Raw genomic sequence first — 26,646 nt, 5'->3', positions numbered from 1 at the left:
GTCGATTCGATCGCTGCGATACCGGTAAAGCGCGGCGCCGCAGGACAAAAAGCGGGTTGCTTGATAGCATGTCTGCACGCGGAACCCACCCTTGACAGGGTGATATAGTCGAATATGTAGTATGCCAATACTAGGCCCGTTCGCGCGTGGCGCATCCTGGCGCACCGCGTCCCGTGGCAGGCCCGGTCAAGGACTGTTTTTGGAGACAGGATATGCAGAAGTATAAGAGAGGCCATGCCGAGTTTCGCGGGATTGTCGATGCCCCCATCGACGCCGTCTGGGAACTGCTGACCGATTGGGCGGGCTTTGAACGCTGGTGGATCAAGCCGGAAGATGGCGGTCGTCCGGGTCCCAACATCGCGAGCGTGGAACTGGTCGGAGAGCCCAACGCCGTGCCGCGCACGCGCGTCGTGCGGCATGTCACCGGCTCGGCCGTCGATGAAAAGCTGTGGCTTCAGGACGATGTCACCAAGCGCATCGTTTACGACATGGTGTTCCGGCCCAACCCGAACGGTGCGGTCTTGCGCAGCGAGTTCCGCAACTATCTGGCGACGACGATGCTGGACGTTCTGCCCACCGGCGAAACCTTGATGACGTTCAAGTCGGAATTCGACATCATCGAGGAAGCGGACCTGAACCTGATGGTATCGCTCATCGAGCGGACCTATTCGGACGCCATCCTCAAGGGTTTCAGACGCTATTTCGAAAAGCAGAAGGCCCAGGAATCCGTCCCGGCATAATCCGGCGCGCCGTATCGGCATCAGTATCGCGCTTGCGATATCGCACAGGAGCTTGATGGCCGGGATGGGGCGACCGCTCCGTTCCGGCCCCATCGCCCGATCGTCGGCATGCCGCGCATCGTACTGGCGATACCCCCTGGGATTGGGGCTTGATTGACGGCCGATCACGACCGCGGCGGCGGCGGATCGGTCAGCCGATCGCGCACAGATCCGTTTCATGTTCTTCCAGAATGAACGTGACGGTCGTTTCACGATCGAGAAATCTGAGTTCGTCGTCGATGAATAATTTCATCGCCGCCTGGGTCGTGCCCGCCGCCATGAACATGTCGAAATCTTCGCGCCGGTCGAACCACATTTCGGTCGCGACGTCATAGGGCGCCTCCGCCCCCGGTTCCACCCCCGGTTCTGCCGCCGGCGTCAGCACGGCCTGGGCGGGATGAAGATATCGCCTCATATATTTTTTCGGCGCCAGCTTCGTCGTCTTCCAGAATTCGGTGCCCAGCACCGCATGGGTGCCTTCATAATAGTCGATCAGATCCTGCATGGACGTGCCGGGCTTGCGCTTCATCAGCCATAGGATCTTGAACACCCGACTTCCTCCGTGCGACGCGAAATGGGGCAGCGGCGGCCAAGCCGTTCGCATCTGCCCGTCCTCCGACCACATCTATGGTTGAATCAGGCCGATCGCCAGATCAACCGACCCGACCGCATTTGCCGCTTTCGTATATGAACGCATATTGCTTAGTATGTAGGTTCCAGAGACAAAGGATGGCGGCACGCCGACACCGGCAGACGCTAAACGGGCAGAGCGGCTTTGCATGGCAAATCGCGGCGATCCGATGACGATATTCAACGGTACGATGGCGCGCGGCGCTGCGGGAGAGAGCGAAATGACGACAGATGCGACGGTGAATTATGTTCCGGTCGAACAGGCCCGGACGATGCCCGGACTGCGGGTCGCCTTCACGCGCGGGGTGCCCGGCGCCTGGAGCGTCGCCATCAAGGCGATCTTCGACATCAAGGGCATAGACTATATCGCGGTGCCGCAGGAGCCGGGACAGGAAAATGAACCGCTCCGGGCCTGGACGGGTCAGACTTCCGCACCCGTGCTGATGTATCATGATGACAAGCCGCGCATCGGCTGGGCCGAAAAGCTGGTCCTTGCCGAACAGTTGCAGCCCGAGCCGCGCCTGCTTCCCGCCGATCAGGACGAGCGTATCGCGGTCATGGGCTTTTGCCATGAAATTTGCGGGGAAGACGGTCTTGGATGGAATGCGCGCCTGATGCTCCTGTCGGGCGAGCGCGGACCCAGGGATCAGGATGACGGCAACAGCCTGATGCGTAAAAAATATGTGTCGCCCGTCACTAACGACTATGCCCGCAAGCGCGTCCTGGCGATCCTCGATTCCATGGTGCGCAGGCTCGAGGCGCAAGCGGCCCGAGGCCAGCCCTATTTCTTCGGCGATCGCCTGACCGCAGCCGACATATACTGGCCCTCGTTCAGCAACCTGTTCGCGCCGATGAGCGCGGATCTGTGCACGATGCCCGATTATTTCCGGGGCATCGGCCCGTTGCTGGAAATCTATCTGGAACAGCCGGTGCCACGGATATTGCTCGACCATCGCGACTATATCGTCCGCACCTATTTCCGCACCCCCATCGCTTTGTGAAGGCGGCACGCTGGCGATAAACGACCTTGGCGCTGACCGCCCTCCCGCCGGCCTGGCCATGAAAATCATAAGATTGAGAGGTTCATGATGAAGTACGGAATATGTTGCAGTCAGTTGCTTGGTCGCACGCCCACCGCCGCGGATGTCATGATTTTCGCGCAGGAAGCCGAACGCCTCGGCTACAGCGCGATTCTGGTCGGCGAGCATGTGCTGATGCCCAATGATTTCGACGATTCGGTATATCCGGCGGGCGCATTCGAATCGCAGACGCCTTGGTACGATCCGCTCGTCTTCCTGGGCGTCGTCGCGGGCGCAACCAAGACCATCAGGCTGGGTACGGGCATTGCCGTCACGCCTTACCGTCCGCCGATCCAGCAGGCGCAGGCCATAGCGACGCTGGACTTCATGAGCGGCGGCCGATTTTTCTACGGCGCCGGCATCGGCTGGATGCGCGAGGAATTCAACGCTCTGGGCATTCCCTTTGCCGAGCGCGGCCAGCGCACCGACGAGCATATCGAGGTGATGAAGCTGCTATGGTCGGGGAGCGAGGACGCTTTCCGGGGCACATTCACCAGCTTCAACGGCGGACGCATCAATCCCCTGCCAACGCAGAAACCCTACCCCCCGATCATCATCGGCGGCGAAACATCCCCTGCCCTTCGCCGGGTCGCGAAACTGGGGGACGGCTTTTACATCAACTGGAAGACATTGGCCGAATATCGCCAGATCCTCGACGAACTGAGCGGATATATGGCGGAAAGCGGTCGCGCCATGTCCGAACTCTACCGGCAATTGGGCGCAACCGACATCGCCCTGCTTCACGAGCACAAGGCAGCGCTGCCGGACTATGAAGCGATCGGCCTCGATGAGATCATATTCAGCCCGAAATGCTATTCGGTCGATGAAGGCATGACGCTGTTGCGGGACTTCGCCGACGAGTTCATCGGCGCATGAAAGGGGGGACGGTTCCGGCCGCGCCGACGTGCGGCTGGGACGCCACGCGGGGGACCCACGCCGCTCGCGCGGCCAGCGTGCGGGCCGGCAGCAGAAATGGCGGCACCGACTTGTCGGGGCAGGCAGGATGTCCTAAGTGGCGGCGGCGGACGGCATCGCCCGGCGCCATCAGGAACGGGCGACCGGCGGCCGCGTGAAGGATTCAGCAGCACGGCCGAATATTTGCGTCGTCGCCATCCGACGCAACCGATGTAGATGGAACCGGGACAACCCCATGGTCATCCCGACTGGAGAATGGAATGTCGCATAGCACGCTGTTCGAGCCGCTGCCGATGGCACGCGGCCCTGCCCTCAAGAACAGGCTCATGCTCGCTCCGCTCACCAACCAGCAAAGCCATGCGGATGGCCGCCTGTCCGAACCGGAAATCCGCTGGCTGACCATGCGTGCGGCGGGCGGGTTCGCGCTGGTGATGACCGCCGCCGCGCCGGTTCAGCATGTGGGGCAAGGCTATCCGGGCCAGCTTGGCATCTATGACGACATGCATGTCGACGGGCTGGCGCAGTTCGCTGCCGCCGTCCGCGCCAATGGCGGCGTCTCGGCGGTGCAGCTCTACCATGGTGGCGAACGCGCCGACGCGGCACTGGTCGGCACCCCCGTCGCGCCGTCCGACAGTGCGCGCAACGGCGCCCGAAGCCTCAGCCTGGATGAGGTGGAACAGCTGCGGGAGGATTTCATCGTGGCGGCGCTGCGGGCCGACGCGGCGGGCTGCGATGGCGTCCAGATCCACGGCGCGCACGGTTATATTCTCGCCCAATTCCTGTCGCCCACGATCAATCGGCGCGATGACCGCTATGGCGGCGGTATTGAAAATCGCGCCCGCCTGATGCTGGAAGTGATCGACGGCATACGCCGCCGGTGCCGCCCCGATTTTCAGGTCGGGCTGCGCCTGTCGCCCGAGCGGTTTGGCATGCAACTGGCCGAAGTGCGGGAACTGGCGGGCGAGATCATGCAGCAGGGCCAGATCGACTATCTCGACATGTCGCTGTGGGACGTGGCCAAGGAACCGCATGAGGAAGCGTTTCAGGGGCGCAGCCTGCTGAGCTATTTCACTGACATACCACGCGGCAATGTCCGCCTCGGCGCGGCCGGCAAGATCATGGATGCCGCCACGGCGACGAGCCTGATCGACGCCGGATGCGATTTCGTGACGATTGGCCGCGCGGGCATTTTGCGCCATGATTTTCCCGAGCGGGTGCGTGCCGATCCGGCCTATATGTCCCCGCCGCAGCCGGTTTCCGTCGCGTTTCTGCGTGAAGAGGGTGTAACCGGCGAATTCGTTACCTATCTTCGGACTTTCCCCGGCCTTGTTTCGGACGAACAGGATATGGGCCTGGGGCACTGACCGGGGTGCGTGCGCGACCGGTACGTGAATTTTTTGACGAACAGGCAGCAGCATGATTGGCGTTGACCAGCCCGGCATGGAAGTGCAGATACTATATCCTAGATCTGGAGAAAGTTTGCGTTTTCATCATGCCCGGCCGAGCATGATCGAGGTCGCCGGCAATGGTGTTCCCGCCGGGTTCGAATTACGATCGGACATCTGAACGCGGCGCGCCGGGATGCTGCTTTCGAGCGGTCGCAATCAAGAATAGGAGAAGCTCATGACTGAAAAATCACCCTTTACTCGCGACCGCAATGCGTTCCTGGTTCGTTGGAAGGTGAATCCCGAACGTCGTCAGGAGTTTCTCGACCTGTTCGAAAATGTCTGCGAGGAAGCCAAGCCTTTCTACTATCGCGGTTGCATCTTCGCATTCCAGGGCTGGGCCCGCGATCCCAACGAATTCGTCGTTTTCGCGTCATGGGACGAAGATGTCGCGATGGAGCTTCGCCAGGTTCCCGAATTCCAGGAGAATAACCGCAAGCTGCTCGAATGCTGCACCGAGCCGGTCCTCATGGAGCAGTTCTCCGGGATGAGCATCGACCGCAGCATCTTCGACGCCTTTCCTGTCGGGTCCTCGTCGGTACACAAGTTCGGTGAGAAGAACGCTTTCGTTCTGCGCTGAGGCAGGCAAGCGCGGTCCCGGCTCGCCTGGGCCGCGCCTCCTCCTCGCATCGGGCGGGACTGGCGCATCCGGCCTTTGATCATGCCCGTTCCCTGAGCCGCAGGCGAAGCGCCCTCGCTCAGCCCGAACGGACATCAGGTGGCCGCGACTATTCGCACGCTGCTCCAAGGCGTCCCCGCACCAGACCGCAGCGGCCCGTTACGGCGGTCGCGACATCTCGATAATCTCGGCCTGTTACGGCCGCCTGCCTGCTAAATCGGCCTGACTGTCACAGCGGCCTGACTGTCACAGCGGCCTGACTGTCACAGCGGCCTGACTGTCACAGCGGATTGCCATTTTCGTCGCGCAACACCTCGCGGCGGCCGACATGGTTGGGCGCGCCGACCAGGCCATCCTCTTCCATCCGCTCGATCAGGCGCGCGGCGCTGTTATAGCCGATGCGCAATTGCCGCTGAAGCCAGCTGGTCGATGCCTTCTGATTGTCGAACACCAGCTGGCACGCCTTGCGATAGAGTTGCGCGTCCGGGCTGTCGTCGCCCAGGTCGACGCCGTCGAGCGCGAAGCTGCCTTCTTCCGGTTCCTCGGTCACCGCCTGGATATAGTCCGGCTGGCCCTGCGCGCGCCAATGGTCGGCGACCATGCGGACTTCGTCGTCGCTGACGAACGGGCCATGGACGCGCGTAAGCTGTTTGCCACCCGCCATATACAGCATGTCGCCCTTGCCCAACAGCTGCTCGGCCCCCTGCTCGCCCAGGATGGTGCGGCTGTCGATCTTGCTGGTGACGAAGAAGCTGATCCGGGTCGGCAGGTTCGCCTTGATCACGCCGGTGATGACGTCGACCGACGGCCGCTGCGTCGCCAGGATCAGGTGGATGCCCGCCGCGCGCGCCTTTTGCGCCAGCCGCTGGATCAGGAATTCGACTTCCTTGCCGGCGGTCATCATCAGGTCGGCCAGCTCGTCGACCACCACCACGATCTGCGGCAACGGCTGGAAATCGAGCTGTTCCTCCTCGTAGATGGGCTTGCCGCTTTCGGGGTCGTAACCGGTCTGGACGCGGCGGCCCAATGGCTTGCCCTTGGCTTTGGCCGCGCGCACCTTTTCATTGTAATTGGCAAGGTTGCGGACGGAAATCGACGCCATCATGCGATAGCGATCCTCCATCTGCTCGACCGCCCATTTGAGCGCGCGGATCGCCTTGTCCGGCGCGGTGACGACCGGGGCGAGCAGATGCGGAATATCGTCATAAGTCGACAGTTCCAGCATCTTGGGATCGATCATGATGAGGCGCAGCTGATCGGGCGTCATGCGGTAGAGCAGCGACAGGATCATCGCGTTCAAACCCACCGACTTGCCTGATCCCGTCGTACCGGCGATCAGCAGATGGGGCATCGGCGCCAGATCGGCGATGATCGGTTCGCCCGAGATATTCTTGCCCAGGATGATCGGCAGCGTCGCTTCCTGGCCGAACTGTTCGGATGTGATCAGCTCGCGGAAGGACACACCCTCGCGATTGGCGTTGGGCAGTTCGATGCCGATGACGGTGCGCCCCGGAATCGTCGCGACGCGCGCCGACAGCGCCGACATGTTGCGGGCGATGTCATCGGCCAGCGCGATCACCCGGCTCGCCTTGATGCCGGGCGCCGGCTCCAGTTCGTACATGGTGACGACCGGGCCGGGGCGGACCTCGACGATATTGCCCTTCACATGGAAATCGTCGAGCACGCTTTCGAGCAGCCGGGCGTTGCGCTCCAGTGCCGCCTTGTCGATCTTCATGCCCTGGTTCACCGGCACCGGATTGAGCAGGTCGGGCGAGGGCAGCGAACTGTTGCCGAACAGGTCGTCCTGGCTGACCGGCGCCATCGCCCGCTGCACCGGGGCGGGCTTGGGAGTCTGGATGGTGATGGGTGGCTTGGGTTCGTTGGACACGGCCTTGCGCGGCGCCACGATCCGATCCTGCGGCACCGGCTCGTCGTCGTCCTCGACGTTCGCCGATCCGAAACTGGGGCGCGGCAGCATCAGCCGGGGCAGCGTCGGCCGGCGCAGTTCCAGCAGCGGCTTTTCCAGCGCCAGGCTGCGATACCAGATATAGCCGCCCGCGATCAGCGCCAGCAGGATGACGACGCCGTGGATCCAGCCGCGCAACGCCTGGGGCGCCTGCGCGGTCAGGCTCATCACGCCCTTGGTGGTCGCCAGGCCGACCATCCCGCCCCAGCCCGACGGCAGGCCCACCAGCGGTTCGGGCTGGAACAGCGACAGCGCGATGCCGATAAACGCGATGCCCACCAGGCACTTGCCGAATTGCGCCTTCCATCCCGCCATGTCGAGATCGCCCCACATGCGCCGCGCGGTGATCGCCATCAACGGCAGGACGAGCGCGACCGGGACGCCCAGCAGCAGCAGCAGCAGGTCACCGACCCATGCGCCCGGCGCACCCATGACGTTGCGCACGCCTTCGCCCGCGACGGTCATGATCGACGGGTCGCTCGGCGTATAGCTCAACAGCGCGAGCGCCAGGAACAGGGTCGCGATCATCAGCGCGATCGCGCCGATCAACGCACCGCTGCGGATCAGGCTGCGCTTGAGCATCTCGCGCCATTCCGGCGTGCGCTTCACCCCGCGGCTGACAGCCATGGCTTTCCCTTGTCCCCCAAATGTTCCGTGCGCCACTTGTCGCCGAGTGGGGACTCGGCGTCAAGAGTCCGCGCCCATATCGCTTGCAACGCTTGCGTCAGGCGATGCCCGGTTCGACATGCGGCGGCCGTCCCGCCCGCGCCGCGATCAGGCAGCCCGCGACGATCAGCGCCCCACCGACCAGCGTCGTCAGCGTCAGCCGTTCGCCAAAGGCCAGCCATCCCGCCAGCGCCGCCCACAGGAACGCGCTATATTCGACCGGGATCAGAAATTGCGCCTCCGCCCGCGCATAGGCCCAGGCGAGCGCGGCAAGCGAGACAAAGGCAAGGCAGGCGGCCAGCATGATGACCGGCACCGTGCCCGGTGGCGGCGCGAGCGCCAGCTTCGGCGCGGCGAGCGCGAACACGCCCAGCATGACCAGATGCTGAAAGCAGGCAACCTCGACCGGGCTTGCCACCTGCGCCTGTTGCCGCTGGATGATAAGGTTCCATGCGAACAGCACCGCCGAAAACAGCACCGCCCCGGCGCCGGCCAGCGCGTCGGCGTCATAGCCGCCGCTCATCCGGCCCGACAGGATCACCCCCACGCCGCCCAGCCCCAGCAGCGACGCGCCGATCGCCCCGCGCCCCACCCGCTCCTTGAGCAGCAGGGCGGCGAGATACAAGGCGATCAGCGGCGAGATGAAGGACAGGGCGATCGCTTCGGCCAGCGGCATCCGCATCAACGCCCAAAAGAAGGACAGCGCCATGAAGGCGACCACCGTGCCCCGTAACAGATGGATGCGCAGCACCGGCAGCGCAGGCCAGCGCTGCCGCAGCGCGACCATGAGGACAAGGCCCAGCAAGCTGCCCGCGACCGCGCGCCACAACAGCGCGTTATAAAGGCCGATCGACAGGCTCAGGCCCTTCATCGCCGCGTCCATCATCGCGAACAGGGCGACGCCCGCGCAGCAGACGATGAAGGGAAGAGTACGGGACATTGACGGCATGAAATGCGGCTGGCGGCGCTATTCCGCCGCTTGCGCCGTCCCTGCATCGGTCATTTCGGCCTCGGCTTTCTCCGCCTCGATCTCCGCCGCCTTGGCTTCGACCAGCGCGACGATATGATCGACCAGTCCTTCGTCCTGCACGGTGTGATCGGTAATCCCCGACAGATAGACCATATGCTTGCCCGCGCCGCCGCCGGTCAGGCCGATGTCGGTCTCGCGCGCTTCGCCGGGGCCATTGACGACGCAGCCCAGCACCGACAGCGACAGCGGCGTGTTGATATGCTGGAGCCGTTCTTCCAGCGCCTGCACGGTGCGGATGACGTCGAACCCCTGCCGCGCGCAACTGGGGCAGGAAATCACCTTGACCCCGCGGGTACGGATGCCGAGCGATTTCAGTATCTCATAGCCGACGCGGACTTCCTCTTCCGGTTCGGCGGACAATGATACGCGGATGGTGTCGCCGATCCCGGCCCACAGCAGGTTGCCGATGCCGATCGCGCTCTTGACCGTCCCGCCGATCAGCCCGCCGGCCTCGGTAATGCCCAGGTGCAGCGGACAATCGACCGCATCGGCCAGTTGCGCATAGGCGGCGACGGCTAGGAACACGTCGCTCGCCTTCACCGCGACCTTATATTCGTGGAAATCCTGGTCCTGGAGCAGCTTGATATGGTCGAGCGCGCTTTCGACCAGCGCTTCGGGGCAAGGTTCGCCATATTTTTCGAGCAGATGCTTTTCCAGCGACCCGGCGTTGACGCCGATGCGGATCGCGCAGCCATTGGCCTTGGCCGCGTCCACCACTTCCTTGACCCGCTGCGAGCTGCCGATATTGCCCGGATTGATCCGCAGGCAGGCCGCGCCCGCGTCCGCCGCTTCCAGCGCGCGCTTGTAATGGAAATGGATGTCAGCGACGATCGGCACCCGCGCGGCGCGCACGATCTGTTTGAGCGCCGCGGTCGATTCCTCGTCGGGGCAGGATAGGCGGATAATGTCCACGCCCGCCTCTTCGCACCGGCGAATCTGGTCGATCGTCGCCTTCACATCATGGGTCAGCGTATTGGTCATCGTCTGTACGGTGACGGGCGCGCCGCCGCCGACCGGGACGTTGCCGACCATGATCTGCCGGCATGCCCGCCGTGCGATGTCGCGCCAGGGGCGCAGGCCGGGATTATGCTCGGACATGGGGAAGCTCCGTTTTCATGGCAGCCCCTATAGGCGCTTATCCCGCCGGTTAGAAGCGCGCAGTCGACGACGCGGCCGCAACGGTCACGACCGGTTATCGCAGCGGCGCCGCTTTGCTAGGGCGGGCAAGAGAGATTCGGTAAAGGAACCATGCGCCATGAACGACCCTGCCCCCGCCGGCCCCGGCTGGACCTTGCTCGTCCATGGCGGCGCGGGGTCGATGAGCCGGGCGAACCTGACCGCGCAGCAGGACGCGGTGGCGCGCGCCGGCCTCGACGCCGCGCTGGATGCGGGGACAGCCGTGCTGGCAACCGGCGGCAGCGCGCTGGACGCGGTGGAAGCGGCGGTGCGCGTGCTGGAGGATGATCCGCATTTCAATGCCGGGCGCGGCGCGGTGTTCACCTATGAAGGCACTATCGAACTGGACGCGGCGATCATGGACGGGGCGACGCGCGATGCCGGCGCGGTCGCGGGGGCAACCGCCACGCGCAACCCCGTCACCCTCGCCCGCGCGGTGATGGAACGCAGTCCCCATGTCCTGCTGGCGCGCGAGGGAGCGGACCGCTTCGCAATCGAACGACAGGTGGAACAGGTCGATCCGGCATGGTTCATGACGCCCGAACGGGCGCGCCAGCTGGATGAGCTCAAGGCCCGTCCCGGCGACGGCCATTATGATGTCGACATGAAATATGGCACGGTCGGCGCGGTCGCGTGCGACAGCGACGGCCATGTCGCCGCCGCCACCTCGACCGGGGGGCTGACCGGCAAGCGCTGGGCGCGGATCGGCGATTCGCCGTTGATCGGCGCGGGCACCTATGCCGACGACAGAAGCTGCGCCGTGTCGGCGACGGGCGCGGGCGAATTTTTCATCCGCGTCGGCGTGGGGCACGAGATTGCCGCGCGCATGCGGATGCTGGGTGAAGAACCGCGGGCGGCGGCGCAGGCGACCTTCGCCGAAATCGCGGCGATGGGCGGCGTCGGCGGGGTGATCGTCGCCGCGCCGGACGGGCGCTTTGCCTGCCATTTCAACACGCCGGGTCTCTATCGCGGCGTCGCCACCAGCGCGGGCGAACGGTTCGTGGCGATCTATGGCGACGAATGAATCGCGCTCAGCGCCCGCGCTTCATCCGCACCAGCACCTCGTCCAGCGCCTGTAGAAAGCGCGACCTGTCGGCCTTTGAAAAGGGCGGCGGCCCGCCGATGGCATCGCCGCCGGCGCGCAAATCCGCCATGATCGCGCGGGTGGCGATGGCGCCGCCGATCGACGCCATGGTGAACGGCTTGCCGTTGGAGCCGATCACCTGCGCGCCGGCCTTGAGGCAGCGGTCGGCGAGCAGGATGTCGGCGGTGATGACGACCGCATCGCTCCCTGCCCGCTCGGCGATCCAGTCGTCGGCGGCGTCGAAGCCGTCGCTGACCACCTCGCGCGCGACCAGCGGGTGCGCGGGCACCCGGATCGGGCTGTTGCTGACGATCGTGACCGGCACCTCATGGCGAAAGGCGACCTTGTAGATCTCGTCCTTGACCGGGCAGGCGTCCGCATCGACCAGAATGCGCGGCATCAGCGACAGGCCTCAGTCCGGGCGCCTGGCCTTGTAGGGCTTGCCGCCCGACGGTTTGCCGCCAAAGGGCTTGCCGCCGCCGGGCTTGCCCTTGAAGGGTGGCCGCGCGCCGGCGGGACGACCGGGCGCGCCGGGGCGCGCGCCAAGCGTCGGGCGCGCGTCGTAACGGCGCTGCGGCGGGCCGTCATTGGCGCGGTCGCCACGGCGGTTCTGTCGCGCCTCGTCGCGGGGAGCGCCCTGGACCGCTTCGATCGGCAGCGCATCTTCGGGATCGCCATCGACCTGCGCGGTGCGCTTGACCGAAGCCATGAAGCGGCCCGCGCTATCGCTGCGAATTTCGAACAGGGTTTCGTTGCCGGTGATGCGGATCGCGCCGATCTCGCCACGGGTGATATGGCCGCGACGGCACAGCAGCGGAAGGATCCAGCGCGGATCGGCATTGTCCTGCCGGCCGATCGGCATGCGGAACCAGGCGGTATCCTCGAAACCGGGACGCGGCCCTTCGCGCGGCGGCGGGCCGGAACTGGCATCGACCAGTTCCTCGGGATTGGGCATGGACGCGCGATGCGAGCGCACCAGCAGCGCCGCGATTTCCTCGGCCGGACGCTGGCTCAGCAACTGTGCGCCCAGCGCGCGGTCTTCCTCGTCCAGTTCGGCCGGTTCCAGCAGCGCGGCCATCAACCGTTCGCGATCCTTGACGCGAATATCGTCCATCGTCGGCGCGTTGATCCATTCGGCGTTGATCTTGGCGCCCTTGAGCATCGATTCGACGCGGCGGCGGCGCTGATAGGGGACCAGCAGCACGGCGGTGCCCTTCTTTCCGGCGCGCCCGGTGCGACCCGACCGATGCTGCAACGTCTCAGCGTCGCGCGGCAGTTCGACATGGACGACCAGGCTGAGGCTGGGCAGGTCGATGCCGCGCGCGGCAACGTCGGTGGCGACACAGACGCGGGCGCGGCGATCGCGCAGCGCCTGGAGCGCGGCGTTGCGCTCATTCTGGCTATGTTCGCCCGACAGCGCGACCGCGCCGAAGCCGCGTTCGGTAAGGCTCGCATGCAGATGGCGCACCGTTTCGCGCGTCGCGCAAAACAGCATCGCGGTCGGCGCGTCATGATAGCGCAGCAGGTTGACGACGGCCTTTTCGATATCCGACGGCGCAACGGTCACCGCCTGATAGGCGATGTCGCCATGGCCGCGCTCGGCCCCCACAGTATTGATGTGCAGCGCATCGCGCTGGTAGCGGCGGGCCAGCGCGGCGATGGGCTTGGGCATCGTCGCCGAAAACAACAGCGTGCGGCGGCCTTCGGGCGTCGCATCGAGTATCGCCTCCAGTTCCTCGCGGAAACCCATGTCGAGCATCTCGTCGGCTTCGTCGAGCACCGCCACGCGCAGCGCGGTCAGGTTGAGCGCGCCGCGATCGAGATGATCGCGCAGCCGGCCCGGCGTGCCGACGACGATGTGCGCGCCCTGGCTCAGCGCACGCCGCTCCTTGGCCGCATCCATGCCGCCGACGCAGGTGGCGATGCGTGCGCCGGCGCCGCCATAAAGCCAGATCAGCTCCTTGCTGACCTGTAGCGCCAGTTCGCGCGTGGGCGCGATCACCAGGGAAATGGGTGCGCCGGCATGGCCCGCGCGGCCCGCTTCACCCAGCAGTTCGTCGGCCATGGCAAGGCCGAAGGCGACGGTCTTGCCCGATCCGGTCTGGGCCGACACCACGAGGTCGCGGCCCCGCGCTTCCTCTTCGAGCACGGCGGCCTGGACGGGCGTGGGCGCGGCATAGCCACGGGCGGAGAGCGCTTCGGACAGAAGCGTTGGCAGGGTCGTGAAAGGCATGTTGTCTCGATCGATAGCGGGCGTTCGACCCGAAACCATCATCGAGCATGAACGCGTTGAGCCGGGTCAGCGCCACAGCAAGGCTCGCCGTTAGGCGTTTGGCGGGCAAAAGGCAATGGCGGCGCGGATATCCGCGCCGCCATTGCCAAAGTCGGGCTTTCGAACCGTCGCCGGGTGCGGGAATTCTACTCCGCCGCGATCCCCGCCGCCTTGAACATGTCGGCTTCGCCGTCTTCGGGCGCGCTGTCATTGGCCTTGAGCTTCTTGCGCCGGTCGAAGCTGTCCCACACTTCGCTCCACTGGCCGCGGGTCGCGCCCTTGGAATATTCGGTAGCGCGGGTTTCGAAGAAATTGGCGTGCTCGACGCCGTTCAGCAGCGGGGCGAGCCAGGGCAGCGGATGATCCTCGATCATGTAGATGGGCTTCAAACCCAGTTGCCCCAGCCGCCAGTCGGCGATGTAGCGGACATATTTCTTGATGTCCTTGGGCGTCATGCCGGGGACCGGACCCATTTCGAACACCAGGTCGACAAAGGCATCCTCGATCCGCACCGTTTTCTGGCACATGTCCATGATGTCTTCCTTGACCGCCGGGGTCAGGCAGTTGCGTTCGGCGCAGAAGGCATGGAACAGCTTGATGATGCCCTCGCAATGCAGCGTCTCGTCGCGCACCGACCAGGTGACGATCTGGCCCATGCCCTTCATCTTGTTGAAGCGCGGGAAGTTCATCAACATCGCGAAGGACGCGAACAGCTGCAAACCCTCGGTAAAGCCGCCGAACATGGCGAGCGTGCGGGCGATATCCTCGTCGGTATCGACGCCGAACTGCTGGAGATAGTCGTGCTTGTCGCGCATCTCCTTATATTGGAGAAAGGCGCTATATTCGCTTTCGGGCATGCCGATCGTGTCGAGCAGATGGCTGTAGGCGGCGATGTGGACCGTTTCCATGTTGGAAAAGGCGGTCAGCATCATCTTGACCTCGGTCGGCTTGAACACCCGGCCATATTTTTCGTGGTAGCAATCCTGCACTTCCACGTCCGCCTGGGTGAAGAAGCGGAAGATCTGGGTCAAAAGGTTGCGCTCATGATCGGACAGCTTCTGCGCCCAGTCGCGGCAATCCTCGCCCAAAGGCACTTCTTCGGGCAGCCAGTGCAGCTGCTGCTGGCGTTTCCAATATTCGTAAGCCCAGGGATATTCGAAAGGCTTGTAGACCTTGGAGGCTTGAAGAAGGGGCATGGGGTTACTCCGAGCAATCTGTTCTTCCCCTCTCCCACCGGGAGAGGGAGGGGCCCGCGCCGTCAGGCGTGGGAGGGTGAGGGCGAAAATCGCGCCGCGATGACCGCTACGACGCCGTCGATATTGTCCATGACTTCATGGTTCCAGAAACGCAGGACTTGGTAGCCCTGCGCCTCGAAATAGCCGGTGCGGGCCGCATCCTGCTCGATGCTGTCCGCGTGGGTCGCGCCATCGACCTCGACGATCAGCCTGGCCGAGAAGCAAAGAAAATCCGCGACATAGGAGCCATGTGGTACCTGACGACGAAATTTCACCGCGGGCAGCTTTTCTCGCAGGGCGGACCACAGGCGCTTTTCGGCGTCGGTGGCATTGCGGCGAAGGGCGCGGACGCGGGCGACCAAGCCTGAGGCGAGATCGCGATAGTTCCGCATCATCCTCACCCTTCCGCCGCTGCGCGGCTCCCTCCCTCTCCTGAAAGGAGAGGGAATTACATCACTGACAGGCCAAACACTCGTCATAGTCGGTGCTTTCCAGCTCGAACTTGGGCGCGTCGATCGTGTTGTCGGCTTCCACGCCGCCGGCGAAACCGGCGCGCTGGACCGATTTCGAGCGCAGATAGTAAAGCGACTTGATGCCCAGTTCCCACGCGCGGAAGTGGAGCATGAGCAGATCCCATTTCTCGACATCGGCCGGGATGAACAGGTTCAGCGACTGCGCCTGGTCGATATAGGGCGTGCGGTCGGCGGCGAGTTCGAGCAGCCAGCGCTGGTCGATCTCGAAGCTGGTCTTGAACACGTCCTTTTCCTCGGGGGACAGGAAATCGAGATGCTGGACGCTGCCGCCATTTTCCAGGATCGAATTCCACACATTGGTCGAATCCTTCGATTTTTCGACCAGCAGCTTTTCGAGATAGGGGTTCTTGATCGAAAAGCTGCCCGACAGCGTCTTGTGGGTGTATATATTGGCCGGGATCGGCTCGATGCAGGCGCTGGTGCCGCCGGCGATGATGCTGATCGAGGCGGTCGGCGCGATCGCCATCTTGCAGGAAAAACGCTCCATCACGCCCATGTCGGCGGCGTCCGGGCACGGGCCGCGCTCGATCGCCAGCTGCATCGACGCCTCGTCGACCTGGCCCTTGATCTGCTTGAAGATGCGCAGGTTCCAGCTCTTGGCCATCGCCCCTTCGAACGGGATGTTGCGGGCCTGAAGGAAGCTGTGGAAGCCCATGACGCCCAGCCCCACTGAGCGTTCGCGGCTGGCGCTATATTTGGCGCGCGCCATTTCGGGCGGGGCGCGGTCGATATAATCCTGCAGCACATTGTCGAGGAACCGCATGATGTCCTCGACGAACAACTTTTCGTCCTTCCATTCGTCCCAGGTTTCCAGGTTCATCGACGACAGGCAGCAGACCGCCGTGCGATCCTGGCCCAGATGGTCGCGGCCAGTGGGCAACGTGATTTCCGAACAGAGGTTCGATGTCGAAACCTTGAGGCCAAGGTCGCGATGATGCTTGGGCATCATCCGGTTCACGGTGTCGTTGAAGACGATATAGGGTTCGCCCGTCGCCAGCCGCGTTTCGACCAGCTTCTGGAACAGCGAGCGCGCGTCCACCTTGCCGCGCTCCGACCCGTCCTTGGGGCTGCGCAGGATGAATTCGGCGCCGTCGCGCACCGCTTCCATGAACTCGTCGGTCAACAGGACGCCGTGGTGCAGGTTGAGAGCCTTGCGATTGAAATCGCCGCTGGGCTTGCGGATTTCGAGGAACTCCTCGATCTCGGGATGCGATATGTCGAGATAGCAGGCAGCCGAGCCGCGACGCAGGCTGCCCTGGCTGATCGCCAGCGTCAGGCTGTCCATCACGCGGACGAAGGGGATGATGCCGCTGGTCTTGCCGTTCAGGCCGACCGGCTCGCCGATGCCGCGCACGCTGCCCCAATAGGTGCCGATGCCGCCGCCGCGCGATGCGAGCCAGACATTCTCGTTCCAGGTGTTGACGATGCCTTCCAGGCTGTCGTCGACGCTGTTGAGATAGCAGCTGATCGGCAGACCCCGGCCGGTGCCGCCGTTCGACAGCACGGGCGTGGCGGGCATGAACCACAGGCGGCTGATATAATCATAGACGCGCTGGGCATGGTCGGCGTCATCGGCATAGGCCGCCGCCACGCGGGCGAACAGGTCCTGATAGGATTCGCCGGGCAGCAGATAGCGGTCGTTGAGCGTATCCTTGCCGAAATCGGTCAGGAGCTGGTCGCGCGAAGCGTCGGTCACTACCGCAAAGCGACGCGCCTCAACCGACGAGGATGAACGCGGCGCCTGCGCTGCGGCCGGTGCCGCAATCGCCGCTGCGGCCGGCGCCCTGTCTTCGGTCAATATTCCCATATCCTGCGGTCCTATGTCTTGCGACCCAATGTCTTGCGACCCTGTGCCCTGGCTCTCGCGAAAATCCATATACCCACCCCATTTGTTCCGTTTTCGTTCGAGTCGGCCACACCGGTTCGCGAAAGACGCCCATCCTAGCATGCCTGTCGAACGGCGGCACTGACTTTGGGTTCAATCGACCGGATCGCAGGGACGAAAACGCCCAGATGCCGGAAGAAGGCTTCCGGCACTGCGATACAATCTATTGGGTAACCCCCGTCGTTCCAATACCACCGATAGTGCCACAGCATACGCTGCGCGCAAGAGGGTAAATGACAGATTAGAGACTCGATCCGCATCGGGGCGCGTCGGGCGACCGCCTCCGCCACGCGCGACGCATGGACAAAGGCGGCACCCGCAAAAGGCAAGAAGGCAATTTCAAGGATAAAAAATTTTTACCTGGCGTGACCGGGCGACCGGGGCGGTGCCGACCGGATGCGGCGCGCCATATACCAGGCGCACATTTTGGCGCTTCCACCTCACGCCGCCCGCGCCTAACAGGGGCAGTCATGTGGCAGCTTTTCCAATTTCCGCTTTGTCCTTTTTCCCGCAAGGTCCGGCTGCTGCTGGGCGAAAAGGGCGTGGGCTATGATCTGGTGCGCGAATCCCCCTGGTTGATGCGCGACGAGTTTCTCGATCTCAACCCCGCCGGCACGACACCCGTCATGGTCGACGAGGCGACCGGCGCGGCGCTGATCGACAGCCAGGCGATCTGCGAATATTTCGAGGAGACGGTGGAAAAATTCCCGCTGATCTCGGGCACCGCCGCCGGGCGCGCGGAGGTGCGGCGGCTGACCGCGTTTTTCGACCAGAATTTCTATGGCGACGTCGTCGGCCCGCTGCTGCACGAGCGGATGAAGAAGCGGCTGATCGAGCGCGCGCCGCCCGATGCGCGCATCCTGCGCGAAGCGATGAAGCGCGCGAACACGCACATGGATTATATGGACTATCTGCTCGACCATCGCAGCTGGATGGCCGGGGGGACGCTCAGCCTCGCCGACATCGCGGCGGCGGCGCATCTGTCGGTGGCGGACTATCTGGGCGGGATCGACTGGAACGGCCATGAAACGGTCAAGCGCTGGTATGCGGGCTTCAAGTCGCGCCCATCCTTCCGCCCGCTATTGTCGGAGCGGATGGAAGTGATCACGCCGCCCGCCCATTATGAGAAGCCCGATTTCTAGACGATTGCCAAGGAAGGAACGCGCCCCATGATCCCCTGGGACCAGCCCGCGACGATGATCGATCTGGACGGCAAGGCGCCGCTGATCGGGACGATCCGCGATTGCGCTCGGCATTTCGCGATTTTCAAGCCCGCCGCCAGGGAACAGGCGCGCATCCTGTTGACCCAGCCGGTGCATCGCGAAGGGCGCAAGACGCGCACCTGGCTGCTGGAACCGAACGAGATCCAGCAACTGGTCGAACGGTTGCGGCAGGAAGGTTGAGGGCACGGGGCGGCTCATGAGCGACTTCGCCATCGACCGGCTGGTGCTGGTGCCCGACGATATCGATCTGGCGCGCTCGCCGCTCGCGGGTCATCTCGACGCTGAAACCTATGTGCTGGGCGTGTTCAATCCGGGCCTGATGCGGCTTGCCAACGGCAATCTGATGATGATCGCGCGCGTCGCGCAGGCGCTGCGCGATCCGATCCGCGACAGTAAGGTCCGGGCCATCCGCTGGACCGGCGACCCGGCCGAAGGCGCGCCCCCGGCCGGCGGCCGCTATCTGCTCGACCTCTGGCCGCTGGATCGGGTCGATACCAGCGATCCGCGCAAGTTCATGCTGCGCGGCGAAGGCTGGAAGGTGATGGCGCTGACCTCGCTGTCCTGGCTGCTGCCGGTGGAGCTGTCGCCCGACGGGCTGGAAATCGAAGCGATCCATTATGACCGGGCCATCGCCCCGCAGGGCAGCCATCAATGCTATGGCATAGAGGATGCGCGGATCAGCCGCCTGCCGGACCAGTGGCTGATGACCAGTTGTTCGGTCAGTCCCGAGCGGCATTCGACCACGCTCTACAGCTCGACGGACGGCATCGAATGGCGGTTCGAGGATATCGTGCTCGATCACCAGAACAAGGACATGCTGATTTTCGAAGGGCTGATCGACGGGCGCTACTGGGCGCAGACGCGGCCGCTGGGCGACCTGTATTTCGCCTATCCGCCTGGCAGTCCGTGGCGCGCGGGGCCATCGATCAACCTCGCCACCTCCCCGGACGCCCGCCACTGGAAACCGTATCGCGAACCTGGCATCCGGCCCGCTGCGGACGGCGTGGCGACCGCGCGCATGGGTGGGGGAACGCCGCCGGTCCGCACCGCCGATGGCTGGCTCAGCCTGTGGCACGGGGTCGAACCGAACGGCATCGTCGGCATCTACCGCACCTATTGGTCGATGCTCGACGCCGACGATCCTTCCCGCGTCAAGCGCACCGGGCATCGGCCGCTGCTGGAAGCCAATCCCGCGCTCACCCGGCCGATCGAACATCAGATGTATCTGCGCGATATCGTCTTCACCACCGGCATTGCCGATGGCGATGATGGCGCCAGCGCGCCCGGCCGCTATATCGTCGCCTCGGGCGAGGCCGACCTTGCCTGCCGGATCACCCATGTGCCCAAGAGCCGCTTTGCCTGACTAGGCGCGCGGGCTTCGAACCGCCTTCGCACAGCTTCTTTTCCGGGCGGGGGAACCGAGCAACAACGCCCGGAATTACACTGATTGCCCGGCCGCCGGCATCCGCGGCCGATCATCAGGAGAGCGATATGAACAACCACGTAGCCAAGATCATAGAGGTTGTCGGCACGTCCGAAACCAGCGTCGAAGATGCAATCACTGGCGCGATCGCAAAAGCGGCGGAGACGCTCGACAACCTTCAATGGTTTCAGGTGGTCGAAACCCGCGGCAATATCACCGACCAGAAGGTCGAGCGGTTTCAGGTGGTTCTGAAAATCGCGTTCGGTCTGGAAGACTGAATGTGGAAAAGGCGGGATGAAACAGGCCCGCCACTTTCCCCCTTGCCCCATCCCGTGGATCCCGCGCCGACGCAGCGGACAGGCGTTCATGGGTCGGCGGCGCGGTCGACCAGGTCCATGAAATTGCGGGCAGCGTCGCGCTCGCCCGCATCCTTGAACGCAACGTCCAGGTCGGGCGCTCCGCCCAGCATGTGCATCAGCGCCCACAGGCCGAACCTGCGCCCGGCATCCTTTTCCATGCCGAAATCCACCCGCATCCGCTCCATTCCCCCATCCATCAGCGCGGGCGTGATCGCATCCGGGTCGCTCGTCGCGAAATAGCGGGTCATCAGGTCGTCAAAGTCCATGCCCTGACGATAGCCCGCGCGCGGTGTGGCGGCCAATGATTTATCGGGTCCGACCCGCGCCTGCCCGATGCGCGGTCATGGCCCGCCTGCTCCGACGAACGCATGATCAGGCCGGACAGGCGACCTGCCATTGACGCGGGGCGTCCACACGCGCGATAGCGCGGCCAAATACCGTCGCGCGCTTATCCCGGGCCGCCGAACCTGAGTCCTGCATGAAAATCAGCCGTTTATTTTCGTCTTCCGCGTATGACATGGCAATCGACCTTGGCACCGTGAACACCGTCGTCCACGTCCGCGACCGGGGGATCGTGGTCAACGAACCGTCGGTGATCGCAATCGAAACCATAAATGGCGTGCGCCGCGTCAAGGTAGTCGGCAACGAAGCCAAGCTGATGATGGGCAAGACGCCCGCCAACATCCAGGCCATTCGCCCCCTGCGCGACGGGGTCATTGCCGACATCGACGTGGCCGAACAGATGATCAAGCATTTCATGGCCAAGGCGATCGGCGGCAACAGCCGCTTGCGCCGACGGCATGAAGTGGTGATCTGCGTGCCCACCGCATCGACCATGGTGGAACGCCGGGCGATCAGGGTGGCGGCCACCAATGCCGGCGCGTCGCGGGTGCAGTTGATCGACGAGCCGATGGCGGCGGCGATCGGCGCCGGCCTGCCGGTCACAGAGCCGCGCGGCGCGATGGTGGTGGACATTGGCGGTGGCACGACCGAAGTCGCCGTGCTGTCGCTGCGCGGCATCGCCTACAGCAATTCGGTGCGGATGGGCGGCGACCGGCTGGACGATGCGATCGCGTCCCATATCCGCCGCCACCATAGCCTGATGATCGGCGAAATCACCGCCGAGCGCGTGAAGCACGCGATCGGTTCGGCCTGCCCGCCCGCAGGCGATGGCCGGATCCTGAGCGTCAAGGGCCGCGACCTGGTGAATGGCCGGCCCGCGGAAATCCGCATCAGCGAGGCGGAGATCGCCGAGGCGCTGAGCGAAGGCGTGGGCCAGATCAAGGCGACGGTGATGGCGGCGCTGGAACAGACCGCGCCCGAACTGTCGGCCGACATCATCGACGAAGGCGTGACCCTGACCGGCGGCGGCGCGCTGCTCGGCCGCATCGACGAAGCGATTTCCGAAGCGACCGGCCTGCCGGTGAAGGTTGCGCCCGATGCGCTGGTGTGCGTGGCGATGGGCGCGGGGCGGGCGCTGGAAGACCCGGCCTATGCAGGGGTGCTGACGGCGGTCTGAACCCTGATCGGCGTGACGAAGGCCAGAGTGCGGCGATCGCGCCGACCGAAGGCTCGCATATTGGCACTTTCCGTTTGCTCCAAATTTGAGTAACAATATTACTCCTTTTGGCAACGTCGCCCATATCCACGCAGGGGAGCCGCCATGACCGCCGCCATCAAGACCGCGCCCATGGCCGAACTGACGCTGCGCGGGGTAATCCTGGGTGGGCTCATCACCCTGCTGTTCACCGCCGCCAACGTCTATCTGGGATTGAAGATCGGGCTGACCTTCGCCACCTCCATCCCCGCCGCGGTCATTTCGATGGCGGTGCTGCGGCTGTTCGCGACCGGCACGATCCTGGAAAACAACATCGTCCAGACCATCGCATCGGCGGCGGGCACGCTCTCGGCGATCATCTTCGTCCTGCCAGGCCTGGTCATCGTCGGCTGGTGGCAGGGCTTCCCCTACTGGACATCGGTGATGACCTGCGCGCTCGGCGGCATATTGGGGGTGATGTATTCGGTCCCGCTGCGCCGCGCGCTCGTCACCGGATCGGACCTGCCCTATCCCGAAGGGGTCGCCGCCGCCGAAGTGCTCAAGGTCGGCGCCGGCTCGCGCGAGGGGCTTGAGGAAAACAGGCGCGGCCTTGCCGCCATCGTCATGAGCACGCTCGCCGCCGCCGGCTTCACCATCCTCGCCAAGACGCGCCTGCTGGCAGAGGAAGCGGCGACCTTCTTCAAGCTGGGCACGGGCGCCACCGCCATGTCCACCAGCTTTTCGATGGCGCTGATCGGCGTCGGCCATCTGGTCGGGCTGTCGGTGGGCGTCGCGATGTTCGTGGGCCTGCTCATCAGTTGGGTCGGCATCGTGCCCACTCTCACCTCGCCCCTGCCGGCTGGCGCGGACCTGGCCGATCTGGTCGGCACGACCTTTCGCATGAAGGCGCGCTTCATCGGTGCAGGCACCATAGGCGTCGCCGCGATCTGGACCCTGCTCAAGATATTGGGACCGATCGTCGGCGGCATCCGGTCGGCGATGGCGGCGGCCAAGGTCCGCAAGGCAGGCGGCGCAGGCCTTCTCGAACTTGGCGAGCGCGACCTGCCGATCGGCATCGTCGCCGGCACCATCCTTGCCTCGCTGCTGCCCATCGGCGCCTTGCTGTGGAGCTTCGCGCGCGGCGGCCCGATCGCCGATCAGCCCGCGCTCGTGATCGGCGGCACGCTGCTCTATATTCTGGTCGCCGGCATCGTCATCGCGTCGGTGTGCGGCTATATGGCGGGCCTGATCGGCGCGTCCAACAGCCCGATTTCGGGCGTCGGCATCCTCGCCGTGCTGGGCGCGGCGCTGCTGCTCGCGGCGATCTATGGCCAGGGCGGCGCGCCGGGACAAAGCGAGGCGCTGGTCGCCTATGCGCTGTTCACCACCGCCATCGTGTTCGGCATCGCCACCATTTCCAACGACAATCTTCAGGACCTCAAGACCGGCCAGCTCGTCGGCGCGACGCCCTGGAAGCAACAGCTCGCGCTGATCTTCGGCGTCATCTTCGGCAGCCTGGTGATCCCGCCGGTGCTCGACCTGCTCAACAGCGCGTTCGGCTTTGCCGGCGCGCCGGGGGCCGGCCCCAACGCCCTGCCCGCGCCCCAGGCGGCGCTGATCTCCGCGCTTGCCAAGGGCGTGCTGGGCGGCGATCTCGACTGGGGCCTGATCGGCATCGGCGCGGGCATCGGCGCGGCGGTCGTGCTGGTCGATGAATTGCTGGGCAAGGCGGGCAAGCTGCGTCTGCCCCCGCTCGCGGTCGGCATGGGCATCTACCTGCCGATGGCGCTCACCCTGCTGATCCCGGTCGGCGCGGCGATCGGCCATTTTTACAATCGCTGGGCGCGGGCACAGGCGCATCCCGAATTTGCCGAGCGCATGGGCGTGTTGATGGCGACCGGCTTCATCGTCGGCGAAAGCCTGTTCGGCGTCGCCTTCGCCGGGATCGTCGCCGCGACCGACAGCGATGCGCCGATGGCGATCATGGCCGAAAATCCGTGGGGCGTGCCGCTTTCGCTGCTGCTCTTCGCGGGCGTCATCGCCTGGCTCTATGCGCGCCTGCGGCAGATGGCGTCAGCGCCGCTCGGCTGATCCCGCTCAGTCGGGATAGCGGATCGCCATCACCTCATATTCCCGCTCGCCCGCGGGCAGCGCCACGCGGCGCAGGTCACCCACCGCCGCCCCGCGCAAGGCGCGCGCGATGGGAGAGCCCCAGCCGATGCGGCCATGATCGGCGTCCGCCTCGTCATTGCCGGCGATGGTCACGGTGCGGCGGTTGTCATCCTCGTCGGCGATGGTGACGGTCGCGCCGAAATAGACTTTCGACTTGTCGGGCTGCGCGCGCGGATCGACGACCTTGGCGTCTTTCATCTTCCTGGCCAGGCGGCGCAGTTGCCCGTCGATCTCGCGCATCCGCTTGCGACCATAGAGATAGTCGCCATTTTCGCTGCGGTCGCCATTGCCCGCCGCCCAGCTCACCACCTCGACGATCGCCGGCCGCTCGGTGCCCAGCAAATGGTCATATTCGGCTCGCAGCTTCGCATAGCCTTCGGGCGTGATGTAGTTGGGATAGGGGGTGGTCATCGTCGGCCATCCCTAGCCGGTCGGGTCGGTCGAAGTCGAGACGCGGTTGAACGCACGCCCCCCACGCCACTTTTTGGGTCACGCCGCCTCAACCGGGGGATTGTTTGCCAAGATAGCGGCTCAGCACCGCGGTCGTCCCCCGGAACCGCGACCGCTCCGGGTTCATCGCATCATAGACCACGGCATTTTCCAGCACCCGCTGGACATAGTTGCGCGTCTCGAAGATCGGGATCATCTCGATCCAGCGCAGCATGTCCGCGCCCGGCAACCGGGGGTCGCCATTGGCCCTGATCCACTTGTTCACATTGCCCGGCCCCGCATTATAGGCCGCGACCGCCAGCGGGTAGCTGCCGCCATAATAGCTCAACATGCGCTCGAAATAGCCCGATCCCAGCATGATATTATAGGCCGGATCGTTGAGCGAGCCCGCCCCCAGCCCCATCTTGCCCGCCTGTTCGCGCGCGGTGCCGGGCATCAGCTGCATCAGCCCGCGCGCGCCGGCATGGCTGACGATCTGCTTGTCGAACTGGCTTTCCTGCCGGGCGATGGCATGGATCATGGTCCAGCTCGATTGCGCCGACGGCGGCACCGGCACGCGCGGGAAGGCGGCATGGCCATATCCGCTCAGCCCGTTCGACAAGGCGCGCCGGCCGACCATGACGCTCATGTCCGGGCGACCGATCGTCTGCGCCAGTTCGGTCGCCAACAGATGTTCGGTGTCGCTGTCGGCATTGTTGGCGATGGCGCGGGCAAACTTGCTCTGCTCTTCCCACAGACCCATCGCCCCCAGCGCCTTGACCGCGCGCACCACCGACCGGCTGGCAAAGGCGGCGCGATCTGAAGGTGACAGCTCGACAGCGCGCATCGCCGCCGGGGGCGGCACCGGCCGGCCCAGCCGTTCGAGCGCCAGCTGGCCATAATATTGGTCGGCAAATTGCGCCGCCTGCGCGAAATAGCCGTTGGCCGACGCCTGATCATTGGCCGCGAGCGCCGCGCGCCCCGCCCAATAATAGCCCTTGGACTGGGTCTGCGGCGACTTTGCTCCCATGGCATAGCTGCGAAACATCGCCACCGCGTCGCTCGGACGGTTGAGATTGTAGAAGGCGGTCGTTCCGGCCAGCCAGGCCAGGCTGGTATAATCGTCGCGCTCGCCGATCGGCCGTTCGCGCACCTCGACACCGGGCGCATAGGCATCGTCCAGCTTGGCCGCGATGCTGTAGGCAAAGCTCCACTGGCTGTCCGCCGCCGCCGCGCGGGCATGGGTCAACAGCACCTCATACCATTTTTCGACATTGGCGGGGCGAAAGGTCAGCGCCGGCCGGTTGGCCAGATATTGCCGTCCCGCGATCCAGTTGCCGCTGTCGCGCAGCCACATCGCCTTGTCGGCGATAAAACCGGCATCGTTCGAGCCATAGGCTTCGGCGGCCTGCATCTTCATCGCCGCATCGGGCGACCTGCGACGAAAGGCGATGCGCGCGTCGATCACCGGCCGCCGCGCGGGCGAGACATAGGGCATCATCCGCTGCGCGCCCGCCAGATCGTTGCTCCACAGCAGCATGTCGGCGCGCTGGTCATGGTCGGCCGGCGTCAGGGTGGAGCCGAACAGCGTGAACAGCCGCGCTTCGTCCATGGGGCCGAGCGTTCCGCCGATCCAGGCGTTGCGGGCGGCAAGCTGGGCCTCGCCCCGCCGGCCAAGCACGCTCAAAGCCTGCGCATTGCGGGCATGGCCAACGGCGGTGCGCGGCGGGAACCGCGCGAAGAATGCGACCACCTGAAGGGGATCGAAGCTGTCGGCGCTGATCCCGGTTTCCGCCAGCCGCCGCATCCTGTCCTCCCCCGGCCAGCCGGGATTGGCGATGATGAAACTGGCATAGGCCGAAAAGCCCAGCGCATCGCTTTGCTGGAGCGCGCGCCACTGGCCGATCGTCGCGTTGATCGCCGCATCGGCCGATACGCCCACCCGGCTGCTGACCTGGCTCCAGGGCGGCGACTGCGACGCGCCTGTGGCCTGGCCCTGCGCCGGCAACGGCTGCACCACGGCGCCGGCCGGATAGACAGGGCCAGGCTGTCCCACGGGTGCCGCATCCTGCGCGCTGGCAACGGTCGAAAGCAACAGGGCAATGATGGACATGCGAACCAATGCTGATTTTTGGAGGGCCGGACGTGTGACCATGCTGGACATTATCGGCATTGCATCCTTATCAGGC

24 protein-coding genes are annotated in these 26,646 nt (G+C 65.0%); 12 read left to right on the top strand and 12 right to left on the bottom strand.

Annotation, left to right across the window (positions count from 1 at the left end):
* The first annotated feature begins 212 nt into the window (after window positions 1-212).
* Window positions 213-740: an SRPBCC family protein gene (locus WG908_RS05395; RefSeq protein ID WP_340185550.1), complete on the top strand. Its 528-nt coding sequence runs from the start codon at window positions 213-215 to the stop codon at window positions 738-740.
* 190 nt (window positions 741-930) lie between these two features.
* On the opposite strand, the gene WG908_RS05390 is transcribed toward WG908_RS05395, so the two are convergent.
* Complete coding sequence (locus tag WG908_RS05390) at window positions 931-1,329, bottom strand: EthD domain-containing protein (RefSeq protein ID WP_340185549.1); 399 nt, start codon at window positions 1,327-1,329, stop codon at window positions 931-933.
* Between the two features lie 229 nt (window positions 1,330-1,558).
* On the opposite strand from WG908_RS05390, the gene WG908_RS05385 reads away from it, so the two are divergent.
* From WG908_RS05385 to WG908_RS05370, 4 genes are all read left to right on the top strand, one after another.
* Window positions 1,559-2,410, top strand: a complete 852-nt coding sequence (locus tag WG908_RS05385) for a glutathione S-transferase family protein (protein ID WP_340185548.1) — start codon at window positions 1,559-1,561, stop codon at window positions 2,408-2,410.
* A gap of 84 nt (window positions 2,411-2,494) precedes the next feature.
* The gene (locus WG908_RS05380) at window positions 2,495-3,364 is read left to right on the top strand and encodes an LLM class F420-dependent oxidoreductase (RefSeq protein ID WP_340185547.1); all 870 of its coding nucleotides are present in this window, start codon (window positions 2,495-2,497) and stop codon (window positions 3,362-3,364) included.
* Between the two features lie 299 nt (window positions 3,365-3,663).
* Window positions 3,664-4,767 (top strand): NADH:flavin oxidoreductase, encoded by a 1,104-nt coding sequence (locus tag WG908_RS05375; protein WP_340185546.1) that lies wholly within the window; start codon window positions 3,664-3,666, stop codon window positions 4,765-4,767.
* A 259-nt stretch (window positions 4,768-5,026) separates the two neighbouring features.
* A complete protein-coding gene (locus WG908_RS05370; RefSeq protein WP_340185545.1) occupies window positions 5,027-5,428 on the top strand; it encodes a putative quinol monooxygenase in 402 nt (133 codons plus the stop codon).
* A gap of 319 nt (window positions 5,429-5,747) precedes the next feature.
* Here WG908_RS05370 and WG908_RS05365 read toward each other — a convergent pair whose 3' ends face one another.
* The 3 genes from WG908_RS05365 to ispG all read right to left on the bottom strand — a co-directional run bounded on the left by WG908_RS05365 (window position 5,748) and on the right by ispG (window position 10,227).
* A complete protein-coding gene (locus WG908_RS05365; protein ID WP_340185544.1) occupies window positions 5,748-8,060 on the bottom strand; it encodes a DNA translocase FtsK in 2,313 nt (770 codons plus the stop codon).
* A gap of 97 nt (window positions 8,061-8,157) precedes the next feature.
* Window positions 8,158-9,039, bottom strand: coding sequence for a DMT family transporter (locus tag WG908_RS05360; protein WP_445326667.1), 882 nt, complete (start codon window positions 9,037-9,039; stop codon window positions 8,158-8,160).
* Window positions 9,040-9,066: 27 nt separating this feature from the next.
* Window positions 9,067-10,227: a flavodoxin-dependent (E)-4-hydroxy-3-methylbut-2-enyl-diphosphate synthase gene (gene ispG / locus WG908_RS05355; RefSeq protein ID WP_340185542.1), complete on the bottom strand. Its 1,161-nt coding sequence runs from the start codon at window positions 10,225-10,227 to the stop codon at window positions 9,067-9,069.
* 157 nt (window positions 10,228-10,384) lie between these two features.
* On the opposite strand from ispG, the gene WG908_RS05350 reads away from it, so the two are divergent.
* Window positions 10,385-11,329 carry an isoaspartyl peptidase/L-asparaginase family protein gene (locus WG908_RS05350; RefSeq protein WP_340185541.1) on the top strand — a complete coding sequence of 315 codons (945 nt, stop codon included), beginning with the start codon at window positions 10,385-10,387 and terminating at the stop codon, window positions 11,327-11,329.
* Between the two features lie 7 nt (window positions 11,330-11,336).
* On the opposite strand, the gene WG908_RS05345 is transcribed toward WG908_RS05350, so the two are convergent.
* The 5 genes from WG908_RS05345 to WG908_RS05325 form a co-directional block, all read right to left on the bottom strand.
* Window positions 11,337-11,789 carry a YaiI/YqxD family protein gene (locus WG908_RS05345; RefSeq protein ID WP_340185540.1) on the bottom strand — a complete coding sequence of 151 codons (453 nt, stop codon included), beginning with the start codon at window positions 11,787-11,789 and terminating at the stop codon, window positions 11,337-11,339.
* 12 nt (window positions 11,790-11,801) lie between these two features.
* Window positions 11,802-13,622, bottom strand: a complete 1,821-nt coding sequence (locus WG908_RS05340) for a DEAD/DEAH box helicase (protein ID WP_340185539.1) — start codon at window positions 13,620-13,622, stop codon at window positions 11,802-11,804.
* 185 nt (window positions 13,623-13,807) lie between these two features.
* A complete protein-coding gene (locus tag WG908_RS05335) occupies window positions 13,808-14,857 on the bottom strand; it encodes a ribonucleotide-diphosphate reductase subunit beta (protein WP_340185538.1) in 1,050 nt (349 codons plus the stop codon).
* 62 nt (window positions 14,858-14,919) lie between these two features.
* Window positions 14,920-15,291 (bottom strand): endonuclease domain-containing protein, encoded by a 372-nt coding sequence (locus WG908_RS05330; RefSeq protein WP_340185537.1) that lies wholly within the window; start codon window positions 15,289-15,291, stop codon window positions 14,920-14,922.
* A 58-nt stretch (window positions 15,292-15,349) separates the two neighbouring features.
* Window positions 15,350-17,236, bottom strand: coding sequence for a ribonucleoside-diphosphate reductase subunit alpha (locus WG908_RS05325; protein ID WP_340185536.1), 1,887 nt, complete (start codon window positions 17,234-17,236; stop codon window positions 15,350-15,352).
* Between the two features lie 548 nt (window positions 17,237-17,784).
* On the opposite strand from WG908_RS05325, the gene WG908_RS05320 reads away from it, so the two are divergent.
* From WG908_RS05320 to WG908_RS05305, 4 genes are all read left to right on the top strand, one after another.
* Window positions 17,785-18,456 carry a glutathione S-transferase family protein gene (locus WG908_RS05320; RefSeq protein WP_340185535.1) on the top strand — a complete coding sequence of 224 codons (672 nt, stop codon included), beginning with the start codon at window positions 17,785-17,787 and terminating at the stop codon, window positions 18,454-18,456.
* A 27-nt stretch (window positions 18,457-18,483) separates the two neighbouring features.
* A complete protein-coding gene (locus tag WG908_RS05315) occupies window positions 18,484-18,717 on the top strand; it encodes a hypothetical protein (protein ID WP_340185534.1) in 234 nt (77 codons plus the stop codon).
* A 16-nt stretch (window positions 18,718-18,733) separates the two neighbouring features.
* Window positions 18,734-19,900, top strand: a complete 1,167-nt coding sequence (locus tag WG908_RS05310) for a glycoside hydrolase family 130 protein (RefSeq protein WP_340185533.1) — start codon at window positions 18,734-18,736, stop codon at window positions 19,898-19,900.
* A gap of 128 nt (window positions 19,901-20,028) precedes the next feature.
* The gene (locus WG908_RS05305; protein WP_340185532.1) at window positions 20,029-20,238 is read left to right on the top strand and encodes a dodecin; all 210 of its coding nucleotides are present in this window, start codon (window positions 20,029-20,031) and stop codon (window positions 20,236-20,238) included.
* Between the two features lie 86 nt (window positions 20,239-20,324).
* On the opposite strand, the gene WG908_RS05300 is transcribed toward WG908_RS05305, so the two are convergent.
* Window positions 20,325-20,585, bottom strand: a complete 261-nt coding sequence (locus WG908_RS05300) for a hypothetical protein (RefSeq protein WP_340185731.1) — start codon at window positions 20,583-20,585, stop codon at window positions 20,325-20,327.
* Between the two features lie 212 nt (window positions 20,586-20,797).
* Between WG908_RS05300 and WG908_RS05295 the strand changes: the two genes are divergently transcribed.
* On the top strand, window positions 20,798-21,838 hold the full coding sequence (locus WG908_RS05295) for a rod shape-determining protein (protein WP_340185531.1): 1,041 nt from the start codon (window positions 20,798-20,800) through the stop codon (window positions 21,836-21,838).
* 171 nt (window positions 21,839-22,009) lie between these two features.
* Entirely contained in the window at window positions 22,010-23,947 is a 1,938-nt protein-coding gene (locus WG908_RS05290) for an OPT family oligopeptide transporter (protein ID WP_445326671.1), read from the top strand.
* Window positions 23,948-23,953: 6 nt separating this feature from the next.
* Here WG908_RS05290 and greB read toward each other — a convergent pair whose 3' ends face one another.
* Window positions 23,954-24,439: a transcription elongation factor GreB gene (gene greB, locus WG908_RS05285; protein WP_340185529.1), complete on the bottom strand. Its 486-nt coding sequence runs from the start codon at window positions 24,437-24,439 to the stop codon at window positions 23,954-23,956.
* 88 nt (window positions 24,440-24,527) lie between these two features.
* Entirely contained in the window at window positions 24,528-26,621 is a 2,094-nt protein-coding gene (locus WG908_RS05280; protein WP_340185730.1) for a lytic transglycosylase domain-containing protein, read from the bottom strand.
* Window positions 26,622-26,646: the final 25 nt, after the last annotated feature.

Origin of the sequence: Sphingobium anseongense, from assembly GCF_037725245.1 — a bacterium.
Lineage (GTDB): Bacteria > Pseudomonadota > Alphaproteobacteria > Sphingomonadales > Sphingomonadaceae > Sphingobium.
The sequence above is the reverse complement of the archived record's forward strand: the minus strand, read 5'-3'. Positions and strand labels throughout refer to the sequence as shown.